This is a genomic window from Photorhabdus akhurstii, assembly GCF_019090985.1.
GTDB lineage: Bacteria > Pseudomonadota > Gammaproteobacteria > Enterobacterales > Enterobacteriaceae > Photorhabdus > Photorhabdus akhurstii.
This window is the reverse complement of sequence record NZ_CP020335.1, coordinates 5,615,709-5,634,113: the sequence shown is the minus strand read 5'-3', so window position 1 is coordinate 5,634,113 and position 18,405 is coordinate 5,615,709. Positions and strand designations below refer to the sequence as shown.

The following is an 18,405-nucleotide window of genomic DNA, read 5'->3' as shown; positions in this document are numbered from 1 at the left end:
TTTACTCGAAATATTGTGCACTTGTAAATGCTGGAGCGGTTTGGTCTTTAGCGGAAAGTTGAGGTGCTATTTCTAAAGGCCAGTCAATCGAAAGATTCTCATCATTCCACATTATGCTTCTTTCGTACTGAGGTGCATAATAATTGGTTGCTTTATATAAAAATTCTGCTGTTTCAGTCAAAGTGAAGAAGCCATGCGCAAATCCTTCTGGAATCCAAAGATGACGTTTGTTGTCTGCACTCAGATGAACACCGACCCATTGCCCAAAGGTGGGAGAACTCTTACGAATATCAACAGCCACGTCAAAAACTTCACCTGCGATACAGCGCACCAATTTACCCTGAGCGTAGGGATGCAATTGATAATGAAGTCCACGTAGCACTCCTTTACTAGACTTAGAGTGGTTATCCTGAACAAACGTTGTGGAACGCCCAATTGCCTCTTCAAAGACTTTCTGGTTGAAACTTTCGAAGAAAAAACCGCGTTCGTCTCCAAATATCTTGGGTTCGAATATTAATACGTCGGGTATAGCTGTCTTGATTACATTCATCGGATATATCTTTAAGTATGAGTATGGGGGAATATGTTATTTCCCTTGATAATTTATTGTTTATCTCTTTCCACCATTTTTAGTAGATATTGACCATAGGCATTTTTGGCCAATGGAGTGGCTAGATCAATGATCTGATCAGCACTGATAAACTTTTTACGATAGGCAATCTCTTCAGGGCAGGCAACTTTAAGCCCCTGACGGATTTCAATAGTCTGGATAAAGTTGCTCGCCTCGATCAGACTCTGGTGAGTCCCCGTATCAAGCCAGGCATAGCCTCGCCCCATCATGGCTACAGATAGATTGCTTTGCTCAAGATAGAGACGATTAATATCGGTGATTTCAAGTTCACCACGCTTGGAAGGTTTAAGTTCCTTAGCCATCTCCACCACACGATTATCATAGAAATAGAGGCCGGTAACCGCATAGTTACTTTTCGGCTCTAGGGGTTTCTCTTCCAGGGAAATAGCTCTCCCTTCAGAATCAAACTCTACTACACCATAACGCTCTGGATCGAGTACATGATAGGCAAAGACTGTTGCGCCATTTGTTTTTTCAGTTGCCTGTTCCAGTTGCTTTTGTAGGTCATGACCGTAGAAGATATTGTCCCCTAGCACTAGGGCGCAAGCGTCTTCACCAATAAATTCCTCGCCAAGGATAAAGGCTTGCGCCAGACCGTCAGGGCTTGGCTGTACTTTGTACTGAAGATTGAGCCCCCATTGACTACCATCTCCCAGCAATTGCTTGAACCGAGGTGTATCTTGCGGTGTGCTGATGATAAGAATGTCTTTTATCCCAGCCAGCATCAGCGTGCTCAACGGATAATAGATCATGGGCTTATCGTAGATGGGCAGCAGCTGCTTACTTACCGCCATAGTAACGGGATAAAGGCGGGTACCCGATCCTCCCGCAAGGATAATACCTTTACGTGTTGTCATACTGTTTAATTGATTATCGTAAATAAAAATATCGTCAGTACTGGCTTACTGCCCCAGAATTTCGGTCAGCATGCGGTCTACTCCTGCCTTCCAGTCAGGAAGTATTAAATCAAAAGTCTGCTGAAACTTGTCGGTATTGAGCCGCGAATTGTATGGGCGTTGTGCAGGAGTAGGGAATGCGGAAGTAGATACTGGCTTAATTTCTCTGATAGCCAATTCAACACTAGCGCATCGAGCCTGTTCAAACACATGCTGAGCATAGTTGAACCAGGTAGTTTCACCCGATGCTACCAAATGATAGAGTCCAGCCACTTCTGGTTTCTGTTGTGCCACGCGGATCGCATGAGCCGTACAATCAGCCAGTAATTCTGCACCAGTCGGTGCACCAAATTGGTCATTGATGATGGAGAGTGTCTCGCGTTCTTTGCCCAGTTTCAGCATAGTCTTGGCAAAGTTGGTTCCACGAGCCGCATAAACCCAACTGGTTCGGAAGATAAGATGCTTCTTACAATGAGCCTGTACCGCAATTTCACCGGCTAGTTTAGTTTCGCCATAGACATTGATAGGAGCTGGTATGTCATTTTCACGCCAAGGCTGCTCGCCACTGCCATCAAACACGTAGTCAGTAGAATAATGAACCAGCCAGGCCCCCAATTTTTGGGCTTCTTTGGCGATAGCCTCCACACTGCGGGTATTAAGTAGTTCGGTGAATTCTCGTTCTGATTCTGCTTTGTCTACCGCCGTATGTGCAGCAGCGTTTACAATCACATCAGGTTTGAGTAACCGAACGGTATCAGTAATCCCAGCCGGATTACTGAAATCACCGCAGTAATCATTGGCAGTAACGTTAAGTGCTGTAATTCTTCCCAAAGGTGCTAACGCACGTTGTAATTCCCAACCCACCTGACCATTTTTACCAAACAGTAGTATATGCATTATTTGTTCTCCCCATAATGCTCGGCAATCCAGGATTGGTAAGCACCACTTTTCACATTGTTGACCCATGCTTGATTGTCCAAATACCATTGAACGGTCTTGCGGATCCCTTTCTCAAAGGTTTCTTGTGGCTGCCAGTCCAACTCATGGCTAATCTTGCTGGTATCGATAGCATAACGGCGATCATGTCCCGGACGATCTGTTACATACGCAATCTGATCGCGGTAGGAGCCTTGAGCTTTTGGTTTGATTTCATCAAGGAGGTCGCAAATGATATGAACTACCTCAATGTTTTTCTTTTCGTTGTGACCACCGATATTATAGGTTTCCCCAACTTTTCCCTCAGTGACAACTTTGTAGAGGGCTCGAGCATGATCTTCGACATAGAGCCAGTCTCGGATTTGGTCGCCCTTACCGTAGATAGGCAGAGGTTTTCCTTCCAACGCATTGAGGATAACCAACGGAATCAATTTCTCTGGAAAATGGTAGGGGCCATAGTTGTTAGAGCAGTTGGTGACTATGGTTGGTAAACCATAGGTACGATGCCAAGCACGAACTAGATGGTCACTAGATGCTTTGGAAGCAGAATAAGGGCTGCTTGGAGTGTAAGGGGTTGTCTCAGTAAATAGTGGTAATTTCTCATCCTGAACGATTTCATCTGGATGTGGAAGATCTCCGTATACTTCATCGGTCGAAATGTGGTGGAAACGGAATGTGGCTTTTCGTACCTCATCCAATCCAGACCAGTAGGCGCGAATGGCCTCAAGGAGGATATAAGTTCCTACAATGTTGGTTTTGATAAAGTCAGCAGGTCCATTTATTGAACGATCAACGTGGCTTTCAGCGGCCAAGTGCATAACTACATCCGGTTTATGATGAGCAAGTATTCGGTCCATTTCTACTCGATTACAGATGTCGATATGTCCGAATGAGTAACGTTCACTGTTGAGGACCTCGATAAGAGATTCCAGATTGCCGGCATAAGTCAGTTTGTCAATGTTAACCACGCTATCTTGTGTATTATTGATTATATAGCGCACAACTGCGGAACCAATAAATCCTGCACCACCAGTGACGAGTATTTTCACTAAATATCTCTCTTTTACTTAAAGTTAATGTGGCATATTCATAATGCCGATAGCCGATAGATAACGTGTTGTTATTCTCATCCTTGACCAAAGCGGCAAAATCTTATGCTAACAACTTTGGCTTTGTTGTTATCTAAGGAAAGGCTACGAAACATTGTGTGTAGCAACAAGAGCATTTGACAGATAGCATGTATTTATATTACGGCTTTCCTTATTGAACCCTGTCTTAAATGTTTTTTCATTATCCAAGTGTGCTCAGGCCATTATATAGAAGAGACTTTTACATCATTTCCTTGGTTATCACGAATTAATGAATGTTTGGGCTGATCCTTCAAATTTGTTCTAAGCGGCGCATGACTAATCTTTATTCCTAAGCTACTTCTGTTACCCAAAAGGCATTTGAAGCTTATTTGATCTTCAATGAGTTGTAATACAAGAAAATCTTGTATCCTTGTTAGCATCAATACTGATAATGCATGATTGGTTTGTCATATACAGGGAGAAGTTGTTTAGATATACACATTGTTATAGGGACTGGAACCACTGGCTAAGATAAGCCTTTCATATTAATTTGACCAATCAATATATTGTTTTTGAGTATGGGTTAATTTTAACGAAAACCACTAAATGAAATTATTTAATAACTTTTGCTTAACATGTAGAAGTTTTCTTGTATGTATCTTAGAAATGAAAAACCTAAATCAACATCTTAAGAATCATTAAGTAAAGCTACCGCACTAGGTTTTTGGCTCCCAGAGTGCCTGCAATGTTCGGTAATCTTATCTATTGCACTGATTTTTCAATACTTTTGTCTGTCTTAACAAAAAGTAATGGGGGATAAGATTTTTTAACTAGTTGAGGGGAGATTAGACTGTAAACTTATCTGGGTCAAGCTTAACAGCCAACTTGTTTAACTAATTGGTAGAATACAGTTAGCTGAAATTTGTATTACTGCTCATGGAGTGGCAGATAGACCTTACCAACAACGTACTATGATGCCTTATTTTTCAACAGGTTTGTTGCTATTCCATTCGTCTCGGGATGTGGCCATATTTCCGTGATATCCATTCGGTAGTAAAGCTTAATTGTGACATTATGTTTATTTAGCATTGTGATTGGTGGGATAACGATGTTCCTGATTCTGAAATCCGTAATCTTTGAAGGTGTAGAAACTCAATAGTGATTGTTATCTAAAAGGCTAGAGAAGAGAGGGGAGTGGTTGGTGTAGATTAGGGAATGCTTGATATTGATAGGTAATTTTTTTATAGGTAATTAGAATTTTAGTGGTTTTCTTTAACTATAACATTAAAGCGAGCCTAAACTTGATACGAATAGAATCGCATTCATTTAAGAGTCAAAATCAATTTTTTGATGTTAAGTGGATTTACAGCAGTCAGGAATGATCCGGCAGAGACTCCTACACATAGGAGCACTAGTTTTATAGAGATAGGCTCATCTACCAGCAAACAAGCAAAGATGACTGCCCAGATGGCGTAAGTGATGTTTAAACTCATCGCACGGATGGGTTGGAGCATGCAGATTGCTTTGTAGTAGAAGAGGTACGATAGCGTGGCTACCAGAGAAGTGAAGAATAATAAGGAGTATAATCTTGTATTTGAGAATATATTTACAATACTAGGAAAAGAGTGAATGAATAATATGATAATGACTAAATAGCCCACTGAGGATGATAATTGCCTGATGAAATAAGCAATATCAGCAGGTATATCTTTGTTCATGCCATAAGAGCTGATAACAACTTCGGAACTCCAGCCTAGTGCACATATAAAAGCGAAAAGGAAGCCGATCCAGCCAGATATTGTTTGAGTTGATGCTGAGTAACCTAATATCATAGTGCATACAACGGCTAATATTAGTCCCAATATACCGATAAGGTGAATGCGATCTTTAAGTAGGAAGAAAGAAGTTAGTGCGCCAATAGCAGGATAGGTGGCCGAGATAGTTGCTGTGTAGCTAATACCAATGTATTGAATAGCTAAAATATAGCAAGACATACCAATTGGACCGCCAAATATAGCCGCCAGTATAATTATCCCATTTTTCTTGTTTTTGGGGATAAGGCATATCGCTCGGTATTTTCCTTTAACTATAAGATATATAAACATATATCCACATGAAATCATATCATTTAGGAAAGCGAGTACGATAGGAATGAAAAGACAACAGGAAAGTGCGGTGTTTTTTAGTAATAATGCGAAAAGTACGCCACTTAGCCCCCAGAAGACACCAGAGGAGAGTCCATAGGCATTGGCTGTTATTTTATTATTAGTGAATATAGCCATTTGAGTATTGCTTCATAAATTTATAGACTCATGCCAAGGGGCTAGCCCCATAATTTCCAGATGTTTAACCATTTTCCTTTATTGAGGGAGGATTTGAAGGAAGTATAATGCATATGATATATCTAATAATGAGTTTTTTGTTGGCTTGTTATTTTTGTTTTCTGAATTATGTGATTTTTAATTGTTCGTGTGTTAAAGGTTTCGTAGGATTATTGTTTATCCAGAAGGTTAATGTCGGTAATGTGGCTTTTAGCCAGCTTCATGGCATGAGTGTATTTATGGATTTTATTTTAGAAGATCGTAAATGTAATCTTTAGGATGAAAATCAATAGGCGCATTGATGAGGATCTTCCTAATATTTTTAAAATCGTAATTTTCACAAGATGTTTTTAAGTTATTTAATAATGGATCTAATTTATCCCAAGTCAGAAAAATTTCATTGGCTGTCATTATTCTTGGGTGATTGGTGCCAGAAACATTATCACCAATTAATAGCTCTTCATAAAGTTTTTCACCAGGTCTTAATCCGGTAATTTTGATTTCGATATCGCCATGAGGATTGGTTTCATCTTTCACTGTCAGGCCGGAAAGGTGGATCATTTTTCGGGCGAGATCATAAATTTTTACTGACTCTCCCATATCGAGAACAAAAACGTCGCCATTATTGCCCAGTGCCCCTGCCTGGATGACTAATTGGGCGGCTTCCGGGATCGTCATGAAGTAACGGGTAATGTTTTTGTGGGTGAGGGTTATCGGTCCACCACTTTTTATCTGTTTCTCAAACAGGGGGACAACGGAACCGGATGAACCAAGGACGTTGCCAAAGCGAACCATTGAGAATTTTGTATGGCTGTTCTCTTTAGCAAAAGCTTGTAGTATTAGTTCAGCAAATCTTTTTGTTGCGCCCATTGTATTTGTCGGGCGGACGGCTTTGTCAGTAGAGATTAATACGAATTTGTCAACTTTTTGATTAACTGCGGCTTTAGCCAGTGAGAGGGTGCCAAAGATATTGTTATTAATGCCCTCTATGGTATTCATTTCTACTAGTGGAACATGTTTATATGCCGCAGCGTGATATATGGTATTAATATTAAATTTATTGATTATTCTGGTTATCTTGTCTGAATCTTTTATATCACCTAAAATTGCAGTAATCGCTATATTCAGATCTCTATCTGAATTTATCTTTTGTAACTCTTTTTCTATTGAGTAAAGGCAATATTCGGTTAATTCAAATAAGACCAGTTGCGAAGGAGATTGAGTGATGATTTGCCGGCATAATTCTGATCCGATTGAACCTCCGGCGCCGGTAATAAGCACATTTTTGTTTTTGATGTTTTTACTGAGTAAACTTTGTAGTGGGTTAACCGGTTCTCTTCCTAGCAGATCGTTAATGGAAACACGTTTCAGTGAGTTTATTTGCGCTTTTCCTTCAACCAGATCATTGAAGCTTGGGATGGTGAGGATTTCACAATGCTCTTTTTGGAGTCTTTCAAGTATTTTTTTTCTATTAGATATTGATGCACTGGGTATGGCTAATAATATTTTCTTTATATTATATTTTTCTACTAAATTTGTTATCTTCTCTGGAGAGAAGACATAAACCCCATGAATAGATAAATTGTGTAATTTAATATTGTCATCAATAAAAGCAATAGGGTTGAATTCTCTATGTTCTCTTAATATGGGTAAGAGTTGCCGGCCAGATTCTCCGGCTCCATATATGATAACAGGCGCGCCTTTATATTTTATTAAATTACGTAGCGTTCTATAGACAAATCTTGTGCCGCAGAGTGAGATAACCAGAAAAGAAAAATAGATAATTGGTACAGTTCTGGGTAAAAATGCTTGTTGATATAAGGAAATTGCGGTCAATAATAGAGTAGATAGAAATGAACCAATAATGGCCCATTTCAATATACTCATGTTGACATATTTTAATATGGATCTATAGAAGCCAATTCTTAAGAAAATAAATAGCGTTAAAGGTATGGTGAATATAATCGTTAACCAATGTTGTAAGCTGTAGATGGGGACTTCTCTGTCAAGGCGTAGCCACATGCTTAGCCAGTATGAAATAATGATAATAAATATATCTACAATCAGAAGAACGAGGGTTTTGATTAATCTATCTTGATTGAAAAACATTCTCTTGTTCATAATGGTTAATTACCTAAACACTACTTTGTAAATTGTTTTAAAAATGATCTTTAGGTCATAGAAAAATGACTTTTTATCAATATATTCTAAGTAGTACTTGGCTTTTATTGGCATAATAATATCGATATAAGCTTGATGAGGATCTTTATATTGGCTTAGTATTTGGTTTTCATCGATCATTTCTATGGAAGCCAAATCTGTTATGCCGGGTTTTACCGATAATATTTTGTTTCTGACATCATCTGGATATTTGTCCATAAATTGTGGTACTTCGGGTCTTGGCCCGACTAAGCTCATTTTTCCTCGAACAACATCAATCAGTTGAGCTAATTCATCAATTTTATATTTGCGTATAAATTTTCCTGAGTGGGTAATACGCAGATCGTGACCGATAGTGAGTTGTCCTTTTTGCTCCGATCCCGTCGTCATGCTCCTAAATTTGTGAATATAAAAATCTTGGTTATATTGGCCCACTCGTTTTTGTCGGAAAAAAATGGGTCCTTTTGAATCCATTTTTATCCAGATAGCAATAGTGATTAAAATAGGGAGTAATAGGATGAGTCCAATGAGAGAAGAAATAAAATCAAAAAGCCTTTTTATAGCTAAATAATATGTCGTCATTTATGCCAAGATCTCTTTAATTGTTTTGATAACGTAGATTTGGTCTTCTTTTGTCATTTTTGTATATAAAGGAATAGATACAATTCTTTTAAAATTTTCTTCTGCGATTGGGAAGTTGTTTTCATTAAGAGAATAGGTGTTTTTCCAGATGGGTTGTTTATGTAGTGGAATAAAATGGACAGAGCAGCCTATATTTTTTTCTGCCATTTTTATGATAAAGTCATCTCTGGATATTTTGACTTCATCATTTAATCTTATGGTATATAGGTGCCAGGCGTGTTGGCTATTAGGTTCTTTAGGCTTAGTAGGTAAGATAATGGGCAGATCTTTTAATTCATCATCATAGAGTTTCGCCATCTCCTCTCTTTTCTTGTGGAAAGTGTTTATTTTCTGTAGTTGATGGATGCCGATAGATGCACAAATATCTGGCATGTTATATTTATAGCCTGGTTCAATCACTTCATAATACCAGGCAGGTATTTTAGATTGATATCTATCAAAGGCGTCTTTGCTAATGCCGTGGAGACGCATTATTTTTGCTCTTTTTATGATATCTGGATCTCTGGAGACTAGCATGCCGCCCTCTGCTGTCGTCATGGTTTTATTCGCGTAGAAGCTGAATACGGTGACATCAGTGTCTAGTGTGCCAATTTTCTTTCCCTTATATAAAGTTGGAAATGAATGGGCGGCATCTTCAATTATTCGTAGATTAAATTTTTTAGCTAACGCAATAATGGCATCCATATCACAGGATAAACCCGCAAAGTGTACCGGCATAATTGCTTTAGTTTTGGCGGTTATGGCTTTTTCTATTGCTATTGGGTCAATATTCAGGCTGTCAGGTAAAGAGTCAACAAAAACAGGGTGAGCCCCTAAATAACGGACAACTTCTGCGGTTGCCGTAAAGGTGTAGGTCGGAACAATGACTTCATCACCCGGCTGAATACCAATGGCTTCCAACGCTAAATGCAATCCCGCTGTTGCTGAATTTACTGCAATGGCTTCAACATCAGAATCTAAATATTGTGCAAAATCTTGTTCAAATCTTTTGGTTTTAGGTCCGGTGGTTATCCAACCGGTTTTAAGTGAGTCAATAACTTCATCAATTTCAGATTGTCCAATTTCAGGTAATGCAAAAGGAAGGAATTTATTATTCATGATTAATGGTAGCCTTTATGAAATTGTCTGCTAATACGGAATAAGCGTGATTTTCTAAAGCGTAAATTTTACCTTGTTGCCCCATTTGGTTTAATTCGTCAGTTGATAACTCACTGAGTTTTAATAAGGCTTGAGCAATGTCTTCTGGCTTGCCTGATTTAACGGTGATACCGCAATTCACTTCGGAAACAGGGTCATTACCGGCATCAATCGCACATAAAATGGGTTTGCCCGCCATCATATAATCGATAAGTTTATTAGGGCTGATGCCAAATCTGAATAATGATTGTTTTTGTAATCCTATATAGGCAATGTCAATTTTATTGAGTAGTATTGGGATTTGAGTTTTTGGGATCGGATCAAAGAATATAACGTTATTTATTCCCAGTAATTGAGATTCCTTTATTAATTTATCCTTTTCAAGGCCAGTGCCGACTAATAAGAAAGTTATCGGTTTGTCATGAAGAAGCGAAGCCGTTTTTAGTAGCTTTTCTAGCGCATTTGGGCGGCCGTGAGCTCCGCTATAGCATACAATTTTATGTCCTTTATTTTTTTCGGTTATAATAAGTTCTTCTAGTAAACTGTTTAATGGCGTAAGCTGATTTGTCCAATCCTCTACAACCACGCCATTAGGGATAATATGTAATTTTCTGAGGTCTAATCCATGTGCTTTTGTATGTTCTTGTACATTTGGAAGCATGGAAATAACCACATCCGCATATTTATAAGCCGCATTTTCAGCGAATTGACATAATTGAATAAAGGGATGTTTCGGTGACATGCCACCTAATTCTATGGGTGAAAGAGGCCATAAATCATGCAGTTCAAAGACCAGTTTAGCGTTAGCTTTTTGAGCAATACGTTTTGCCACCCAGATATCCATCGGATAGGTACTTGAAGCAATGACAACATCAGGTCGATATTTTTTGACTAAGTTATGACTATCAAACCAAATTTGTCGCAAAAAAGAGAAAATATTTTTGACTCTGGATAACCCATTTCCACTATAGCTCGGGGTTGGATACCAGACATATTCTAATCCGTTAATATTTTCGGTGGTTTTTTTATTATCTATCAGCTTGGGTTGTTTTGTTCGGACATGAGAATAAGAGGCTGCGAGTAGGGTAATATTATGTCCAGATTTAATCCACTCTTGCCCTAAATGATATGGGCGAAATTCCATACCCAGGTCCGGCGAACCCGCATAATGGTTTATATAGACGATATTCATAGTAATTTTTCTAATTCGTCAGCAATTCTTGTCGCGGCGATACCGCCGCCATACATGGATTGAATAGAGTCCATATTAGTCCCTATCATGTTATGAACGGCTTGGGTTATTTTTTTATTTTCAGCTTCTGAGAGTTTATTTACGCCGGTTTCAATGAGTTCTACCCATTCAGTTTGATCTCTCACGGTTACACAAGGTTTACGGAAGAAAAAAGCCTCTTTTTGTAGTCCGCCACTATCGGTAATAATCAGAGTAGTGTTTTTGAGTAGCCAGATCATCTCTAAATATCCCACTGGCTCAATTAAATGGACATCTAAATTTAAGTCGTATTGCGCTAACATTTTTTTAGTTCTTGGGTGAATTGGCATGATAACAGTAGCAATTCTTTTATGTATATCATTTAAGGCGTTTACAATTGCAGTTAAACGTGCTTGGTTATCGGTATTTTCAGCACGATGGAGTGTGGTTAATATGAAGTTTTGTATGGAATCCAGCCCATCGGGTTTTTTGGCCATTTGGCTAAAATATAAAGCCGCATCTTCCATGACATCACCGACTTTTCTGATATGAACGGGCTTTGAGCCGAAGCCTTCTGCTTGTAGGTTATTGACGGCAATGTCTGTTGGACAGAATAGAATTGAACTCACATTATCGGTTAATATTCTGTTTATCTCTTCGGGCATCTGCATATTAAAACTGCGTAGGCCGGCTTCAACATGGATAATGGGAATATGTAATTTAGACGCGGCTAGTGCGCCAGCTAAAGTCGAGTTTGTATCACCATATACCATGACGGCATCCGGTTTTTCTGTGATAAGTACTTTTTCAACTTCGATTAGCATCTTTCCGGTCATTTCGCCGTGCGAGCCGCCATGAATATTGAGGGTGTAATCGGGTTTGGGGATGGCTAATTCATTAAAAAATATATCAGACATATTGGTATCAAAATGTTGACCTGTATGAATGATAATTTCTTTAAATTTATTATGATTTTTTAAAGCGCGAGATACTGGGCTTGCTTTAATGAATTGCGGTCTGGCGCCTAATACGGTAATAATTTTTTTCATATCGATTAACGTCCAATGTGTTGGTAAAATTTGTTAAGTTTATTTTGTTCAATATCCCAATTGTATTTTTCATTGACTGCTATAAGCCCATTGCGACCCATCTCTTCCGCTATATCAGGGTTATTTGACAAGTAATCTATCGCATTAGCGATTTCTTTAGGATTTAATGGGTCGATACAAATGCCACAATGGTTTTTTACAACAATATCTTTCCATAATGTGAAATTTGAAGCGATAACCGGGATACCCGCACTCATATATTCGAATATTTTATTGGGTTGGGCATCAATATGATTGGGGAGTGGGTGATATAGAACGATACCCGCAATAGATTTAGATAAAAGTTTTTTGGTTTCTATGCGATTTAAAAATCCCAGCTCATCTATTTTGTGCCAATTTTTCATACTTTTTATTTTATTTTCTAAATTTTTGTCAGAAAAATTGCCCGCTAATTTCATTGTCGTATTTGTTGTAAGGTAAGAGAGGGATTCAACCATCTCGGCTATACCTCTAATGTCAGAAATGCCGCCGACATAGCAGACTTGTTTTTCTTTTTCATGCCAGTTGGCGTTTTTATTATATAATTCGCCTAATATTGGATAATTATTTATGTCTATGGTGTTGTTATTGAGTTTTAAGAATTTATCTCTTATTGATGGAGTAGCTGTAATAATTCCATCAAATTTAGGCGTAGCATATTTCTCGTAGAGGGAGAATAATTTAGAGATAATAACCCGGGTAAATTTATTTAAATAAGGTTTGCTAAAAATTTGTTTAGGGACATCTTCATGGGCATCAAAAATGACTATTTTACCTTTCTTTTTCAATTTTAATCCGATAGGGATGAGTTCTGGATCATGGAAATGATATAAGTCAGCGTCTAATTCTAATGCTTTTTTATAAACTTTATTGGTTGTTTTAAAGATCCTATTTAATCGACCGGGTAATATACCGACATCAATGATAGCAATGTTATTCTTGACTTCATTACCTTTACCATCTGCAACAATAAGGGAGACCTCATGTTCTTTTTGTAAGGCAGAACACTCTTTTAAGAAAATACGGATGTCGAAACGCGAATGCACAGAGGTCATATGTGTAATTTTCATAAGGATATTTTGTTAGTTTTCGTCGGGAATAAAATAATAATATGCTTAATGCCAGCAGACCATATGTCAGTAGCAGTGCTGTAATCGCTGAGTTGGATATTGTGTAGACAAAGGGTAAATAGAGTGTTGTTGAAAATTCAAATGGAACTTTTTTTGAGCTCAGGTTCATGGCAAAGAGCAACATATTAAATATAAAAAAGTTTATGATTAAACCCAGTGTGCCGTATCTGGCGATGCCGTCTCCAATAAAGCCGGTATTCGCCGATCCTGATGTGCCATAATAGATCTGAGAAACTATTTGAGGTGCTTCTGTCGTAAATTCACTATTAGTGTTGTAAATATAGTCATAAAAGTAATAGGTGTTTAATGTGGGTGTGAAGAATACTCTGCGTAGCCAATGTATCAGTGGATCATAGAAATCGAAAACAAAATATAATATCCCGGCGGTCAGGAATAAATAGAGAATGATATTTATCACTGAATTACTTATCGATCTTGTTCCTTTTATATAGAAGAATAGAACGATAACAGCGAGATTCATGAATGCTATGCTTTTTAATCCTGAAGAGCTGTAGATTAAATAGGAAATCATAATGCTTATTGTAATGAGGATATATCTAATAGGGCCTTTTATATAGAGTGATGCTAATAGTAGCAATGGTGAAATAACATATCCCCCATTGGTGATGATGTACATAGTGAGTAGCGGTGTGCTGTCTTTAAAGTGCTGTCTCACGGAATAAACTTTAAAGATATTAGGGGGTATTAAACTTAATCCAGGATTACTAATGACGAATAAGAGTACAATAATACCACATCCTATTATCAGTATTTTATATAAATCCCACGGAATTTTTAGTTTTGGCATCGTTATTCTATCTATTATCCGAAAAAATAATATTGATGAGAAAAATAATATGTTTATTGTGCATACGAAAATGATTGAATTGATAGAGGCCGAATTAATCAGTGGGAATATAATTGATATGGGTATAATGTAAGTGATATAGATTAACCATAAAAAAACCATCACGGGATTTTTTGGTTGTTGAGTAAAATGAGTGGTAAGAATGATATCCAGCAGAAAAAAATACTTAAGTAACCTTGTGGGGTAATATTATAGCCTCTTATCTCATGAAAGGTTTCTAATATAAGCACTGAATTCAGGTAGATAATAACCTGATAGATAAATATTTTCAGGATTATTTTAATATTATTTTGCATTTTTTCTGATCAAGAAGTAAATGAGTGATAATACTAAGATAGACAGGAGATACATAGTGATAAATTGATAGTATGCCCAACTAATAGGGCCATGTTTTATGTAATAATATCCGCTATTAGCGGCGGATTTATTCCAGTTGTTATATAAGTCTATTATTTTTTTATTTTTAAAATTTTGATTTCTATCTATCAGATCTTTTAAAAGAAGGGTATGTATTTTATGATATTTAATATTACAGGGATTGCCAATTAAATCATAGCTGGACCATTCGTTTTTTATGTCGAATTTAAATATATTATGGCTGATCGATTTATATAAATTATCGGATAATCTTTTGCTTTCATCTATGTTTAGATAATTTTCAAAGGATTCGATACCATAAGTAGAGTAGATCATACCATTTAATACAAAAGCCAATTGGTCTGAATGGGCTTGAGGATCAACATATTCTTCAATCCAGAGCATATTATCTAATGTTGTTAAACTTCCGCCTTTATGAATAGGTGCTAGTGATGATTGATAGAGTAATTTTGAAGTTAACAGATATTTATTATCGCCAAAATGGTCATAAGCTCTTAATAGGAGAATAATGGCATAAGCATCGGTTAATCCAGACCACCAAGGGGCAAAGAGTTTATTGTTTTTATAGCCTTTATATGACCAATCGAAATCATATAAGTAATGATTTTCACCATGAAATAATTTTATATTATTTAATAACCAGTCGGCTGAAAACTTAAAATTAGCTATCAGTTCTTCTTGATTGAATTCAGGTGGGGGTACATTCCAGCCGGGTAAGGATGAATCGGTTCGCCATAATATATTAACATTATCTTTATTTAAACCTAAAGAAGAGTATATCAGGCCATAGTGAACAACATAAAATGGGGATAGGAATGGCTTAGGAATATGAGGTGAATGGGATAATGGAAAACCATTGCTATTAAATTCGCGTTGAGAAAATTTCCCTTTCATGACCAGACTTCTTATATTCCCGTTGAATTCATCTAATTCATAAGCATATTTATTAAATGTATAGCTGACAATCATCACGATAATGATATAGGGAATTATTTTTATTATATTTTTACTTTTCTTCATTTTAACCTTCTTTACGCATGAAAGATAATCTTAAAATATAAACTGTACTCGCCATATAAAGAACAAAACTGGTGAGTGAAAATAATAACAGGGTAAGATAAATATCGCCTAATAGATATCCAGTAAGGAGGGCGATTAATCTTAATATAATCGATATTGTTTGAATAAATAAATTGCTTTTCTGATGTTCATAAATGGATAAATATATCGATAACGATGAATATATTATTTGTCCGCATAAGTGCGGTATTAAACATAATAGATATTTACCTGATTCAAGCCATTCTTCACCGAAAATAAAGGTTATAATGGGTATGCCCGCGAAGTATGTCACGATAGCAAATAAAATAGCAATGAGCGTTAGGCAATAAAATGTTTTTTTATCTTTAAAAAAGGTGATGTAATCGTGTCTTTTAAATATCCTTGTAATATAGACGAAACGGTTTGGGTTAATAGTGTAATTGGGGCGCCTGATATTCTCGATGCAATTAAATAAAATCCTGCGGGTTTTAGTCCATAAGTGGACATGATAAATAATTGAGGCAGTTCATTACTTAATGTGTTAATTGAGGCCGCAGGAAAATCATAAACCGGAAATTTATAATATTTCTTAACCAGTAGTCTTATTTTTCTAAATTCATTTTTGTTGATGATAAAACGGTATTTGGATTTTTTACCTAAAAATAGAACACCTAATGATTGACCTAATATTTGGCCTAAGATGAGACTGCTTGCGCCTAAATGGGCAATACCGCCAATGATTTGAGTGCTAATCATGGCAACGGTTTGCGTTATTTTAGTGATAGAGAGAGCATGATATTGCTTGTCTCTTATACTATTAAAACTGACTGCACGATAAAATCCATAGGTGATAATACCTAGCGGGATATAGTATATATAATTTCCTATAATTATCTTTTCTGGGATATTAGATATTGCAATAACAGTGATAACTATCAAGCTAATGGTTATGGGAATAATGCAAGATAATGTGATTAGTGAATTAATTTCACGCGTTTTTCCTGATGCACTGATTGAAAACTCATAACGAAGACAAGCACCGACGGCAAAAACACTTAAAAGCGATGAAAATGAAGCATAAATACCTAATTCTTCAGGTGAAAATAGTCTGGTTAATACCGGTGTTGATAGCAGTAATAATATCTGGCTGAATAATGATGAGAGTAATAAGCCAGATATATTCCTCAATAATTTATAATTCATAGATTTTAAATTGAACTGGCAATTTTATTAATTAAATCTATGGATAAATAGGGGTGCATTGGCAAGCTAATGACTTCTTGTGCAATTTCATCTCCAACAGGCAGATCAATATGGCTGGCCACTGCGGGTTGTTTATTCAGGGGAATAGGGTAATGCACGGCGGTTGGAATGCCTTGCTCTTTTAGTCTGCGTTGCAATTCATCGCGGTTTTTAACCCGGACAGTATATTGCGCATAGGCTGAAAGATTGTGGGGCTCAATATACGGCGTGGTCATGATGCCGATATTGTTCAACGCCTGATGATAGTTTTCTGCCACATTCTGACGTAATGCCATTTCTTCATCGAATATTTCCAGTTTGGGTAATAGAATAGCCGCTTGCAGCGTATCTAAACGGCTGTTCACCCCGATTCGGATATGGTGGTATCGTCTGTCTTGTCCGTGTCGGGCAATTTGACGAATAATTTTTGCCAGTTCTTTATCGTGGGTGAAAATAGCTCCACCGTCACCGTAACACCCTAACGGTTTACTGGGGAAGAAACTGGTGCAGGAAATTGTAGTGAGGTTACAGGAACGCTTGCCTTTATAGGTGGCGCCAAAACTTTGGGCCGCATCTTCTATCACGGTAAGATTATATTTTTCGGCGATGGCATTGATTTCGTCAAAATCGGCACATTGACCAAATAAGGAAACCGGAATGATGGCTTTGGTTTTTGGGGTAATTGCGGCTTCGAGTTGGGCTGGATCTAAATTATACGTCGTGGGCTTGACGTCAACATAAACCGGAACTCCGCCCAGTAGCGCAACGGTTTCAGCGGTGGCAATGTAGGTAAAGCCCGGCGTAATCACTTCGTCGCCGGGTTTGATGCCAATCGCCATTAAGGCAATTTGTAGCGCATCGGTGCCATTGGCGCAGGTAATGCAATATGGCGCCCCCGTATATTCAATGAGCCTGTCTTCTAATTCGGCGACTTCGGGTCCTAAAATATATTTTCCATGTGCTAATACTTTCTGGATATTCGCGTCAATTTTATCTTTAATTTTAAGCTGCTGTGCTGCCAGATCGGTAAATTGCATGCCTTGGTCCTTGATTATTTAATGCGCACGACAATGTTGTTATTGAGCTGATAAATATGATGGGTGTGCGGGCAGGTAGCTGTCGCTTGGCCGTGTAGCGGTAAATCTAATTGTTCGCCAAATTCACTCATCCAGCCAATTTGTTTGGCCGGCACCCCCACCATCAGGGCATAATCGGGAACATCTTTATTCACTACCGCGCCGGCGCCAATAAAAGCATAGGCGCCAATGGTGGCGCCACAAACAATGGTACAGTTGGCGCCTAAGGTGGCGCCTTTTTTTACTCGCGTATCTTTATATTCATTCTTTCTTTCAATCAATGAGCGAGGATTATAGACATTGGTGAACACCATGCTGGGACCACAAAATACCCCGTCTTCCAGATGAACATTGTCATAAACCGAGACGTTATTTTGTATTTTGCAGTGATTGCCGATAGTGACTTGATTGCCAATAAAGACATTTTGTCCTAAGGAGCAACCCTCGCCGATTTGGGCGCCAGAACAGACATGGGTGAAATGCCAGATACGGCTGTTTTTCCCGATTTGTGCCCCTGCATCCACAATGGCGCTGGGATGTATCATTACGTGTTCCGCTGACATGAGACCGGTTCCACAG

Annotated in this window: 15 protein-coding genes; all 15 read right to left on the bottom strand. The window is 37.8% G+C overall.

What is annotated here, in order from left to right; translation table 11 throughout:
- Position 1: 1 nt before the first annotated feature.
- Positions 2 to 550, bottom strand: a complete 549-nt coding sequence (gene rfbC / locus B0X70_RS24455) for a dTDP-4-dehydrorhamnose 3,5-epimerase (protein WP_217470569.1) — start codon at positions 548 to 550, stop codon at positions 2 to 4.
- Positions 551 to 603: 53 nt separating this feature from the next.
- Positions 604 to 1,488, bottom strand: a complete 885-nt coding sequence (gene rfbA, locus B0X70_RS24450; protein WP_217470568.1) for a glucose-1-phosphate thymidylyltransferase RfbA — start codon at positions 1,486 to 1,488, stop codon at positions 604 to 606.
- Positions 1,489 to 1,533: 45 nt separating this feature from the next.
- The gene (gene rfbD / locus B0X70_RS24445) at positions 1,534 to 2,424 is read right to left on the bottom strand and encodes a dTDP-4-dehydrorhamnose reductase (protein WP_246593382.1); all 891 of its coding nucleotides are present in this window, start codon (positions 2,422 to 2,424) and stop codon (positions 1,534 to 1,536) included.
- Entirely contained in the window at positions 2,424 to 3,512 is a 1,089-nt protein-coding gene (gene rfbB, locus B0X70_RS24440) for a dTDP-glucose 4,6-dehydratase (protein WP_217470566.1), read from the bottom strand. The genes rfbD and rfbB overlap by 1 nt, the downstream gene beginning before the upstream one ends.
- Positions 3,513 to 4,855: 1,343 nt before the next feature.
- Positions 4,856 to 5,815 carry a DMT family transporter gene (locus tag B0X70_RS24435; protein WP_217470565.1) on the bottom strand — a complete coding sequence of 320 codons (960 nt, stop codon included), beginning with the start codon at positions 5,813 to 5,815 and terminating at the stop codon, positions 4,856 to 4,858.
- A gap of 285 nt (positions 5,816 to 6,100) precedes the next feature.
- Positions 6,101 to 7,975 carry a polysaccharide biosynthesis protein gene (locus B0X70_RS24430; RefSeq protein ID WP_217470564.1) on the bottom strand — a complete coding sequence of 625 codons (1,875 nt, stop codon included), beginning with the start codon at positions 7,973 to 7,975 and terminating at the stop codon, positions 6,101 to 6,103.
- 9 nt (positions 7,976 to 7,984) lie between these two features.
- Positions 7,985 to 8,596 carry a sugar transferase gene (locus B0X70_RS24425; RefSeq protein WP_217470563.1) on the bottom strand — a complete coding sequence of 204 codons (612 nt, stop codon included), beginning with the start codon at positions 8,594 to 8,596 and terminating at the stop codon, positions 7,985 to 7,987.
- Positions 8,597 to 9,754, bottom strand: a complete 1,158-nt coding sequence (locus tag B0X70_RS24420) for a DegT/DnrJ/EryC1/StrS family aminotransferase (protein ID WP_217470562.1) — start codon at positions 9,752 to 9,754, stop codon at positions 8,597 to 8,599.
- Positions 9,747 to 10,985 carry a glycosyltransferase family 4 protein gene (locus B0X70_RS24415; protein ID WP_217470561.1) on the bottom strand — a complete coding sequence of 413 codons (1,239 nt, stop codon included), beginning with the start codon at positions 10,983 to 10,985 and terminating at the stop codon, positions 9,747 to 9,749. The genes B0X70_RS24420 and B0X70_RS24415 overlap by 8 nt, the downstream gene beginning before the upstream one ends.
- A complete protein-coding gene (gene wecB / locus B0X70_RS24410; protein ID WP_217470560.1) occupies positions 10,982 to 12,052 on the bottom strand; it encodes a non-hydrolyzing UDP-N-acetylglucosamine 2-epimerase in 1,071 nt (356 codons plus the stop codon). Before wecB ends, B0X70_RS24415 begins: the two co-directional genes overlap by 4 nt.
- Before the next feature lie 5 nt (positions 12,053 to 12,057).
- A complete protein-coding gene (locus B0X70_RS24405) occupies positions 12,058 to 13,146 on the bottom strand; it encodes a glycosyltransferase (protein ID WP_246593381.1) in 1,089 nt (362 codons plus the stop codon).
- A gap of 1,228 nt (positions 13,147 to 14,374) precedes the next feature.
- On the bottom strand, positions 14,375 to 15,487 hold the full coding sequence (locus B0X70_RS24400; protein ID WP_217470558.1) for a D-glucuronyl C5-epimerase family protein: 1,113 nt from the start codon (positions 15,485 to 15,487) through the stop codon (positions 14,375 to 14,377).
- A gap of 360 nt (positions 15,488 to 15,847) precedes the next feature.
- Complete coding sequence (locus B0X70_RS24395; protein WP_246593380.1) at positions 15,848 to 16,711, bottom strand: oligosaccharide flippase family protein; 864 nt, start codon at positions 16,709 to 16,711, stop codon at positions 15,848 to 15,850.
- Positions 16,712 to 16,716: 5 nt separating this feature from the next.
- The gene (locus B0X70_RS24390) at positions 16,717 to 17,787 is read right to left on the bottom strand and encodes a DegT/DnrJ/EryC1/StrS family aminotransferase (protein ID WP_217470557.1); all 1,071 of its coding nucleotides are present in this window, start codon (positions 17,785 to 17,787) and stop codon (positions 16,717 to 16,719) included.
- A gap of 14 nt (positions 17,788 to 17,801) precedes the next feature.
- Positions 17,802 to 18,389 (bottom strand): acyltransferase, encoded by a 588-nt coding sequence (locus tag B0X70_RS24385; RefSeq protein WP_036811315.1) that lies wholly within the window; start codon positions 18,387 to 18,389, stop codon positions 17,802 to 17,804.
- Positions 18,390 to 18,405 lie beyond the last annotated feature (16 nt).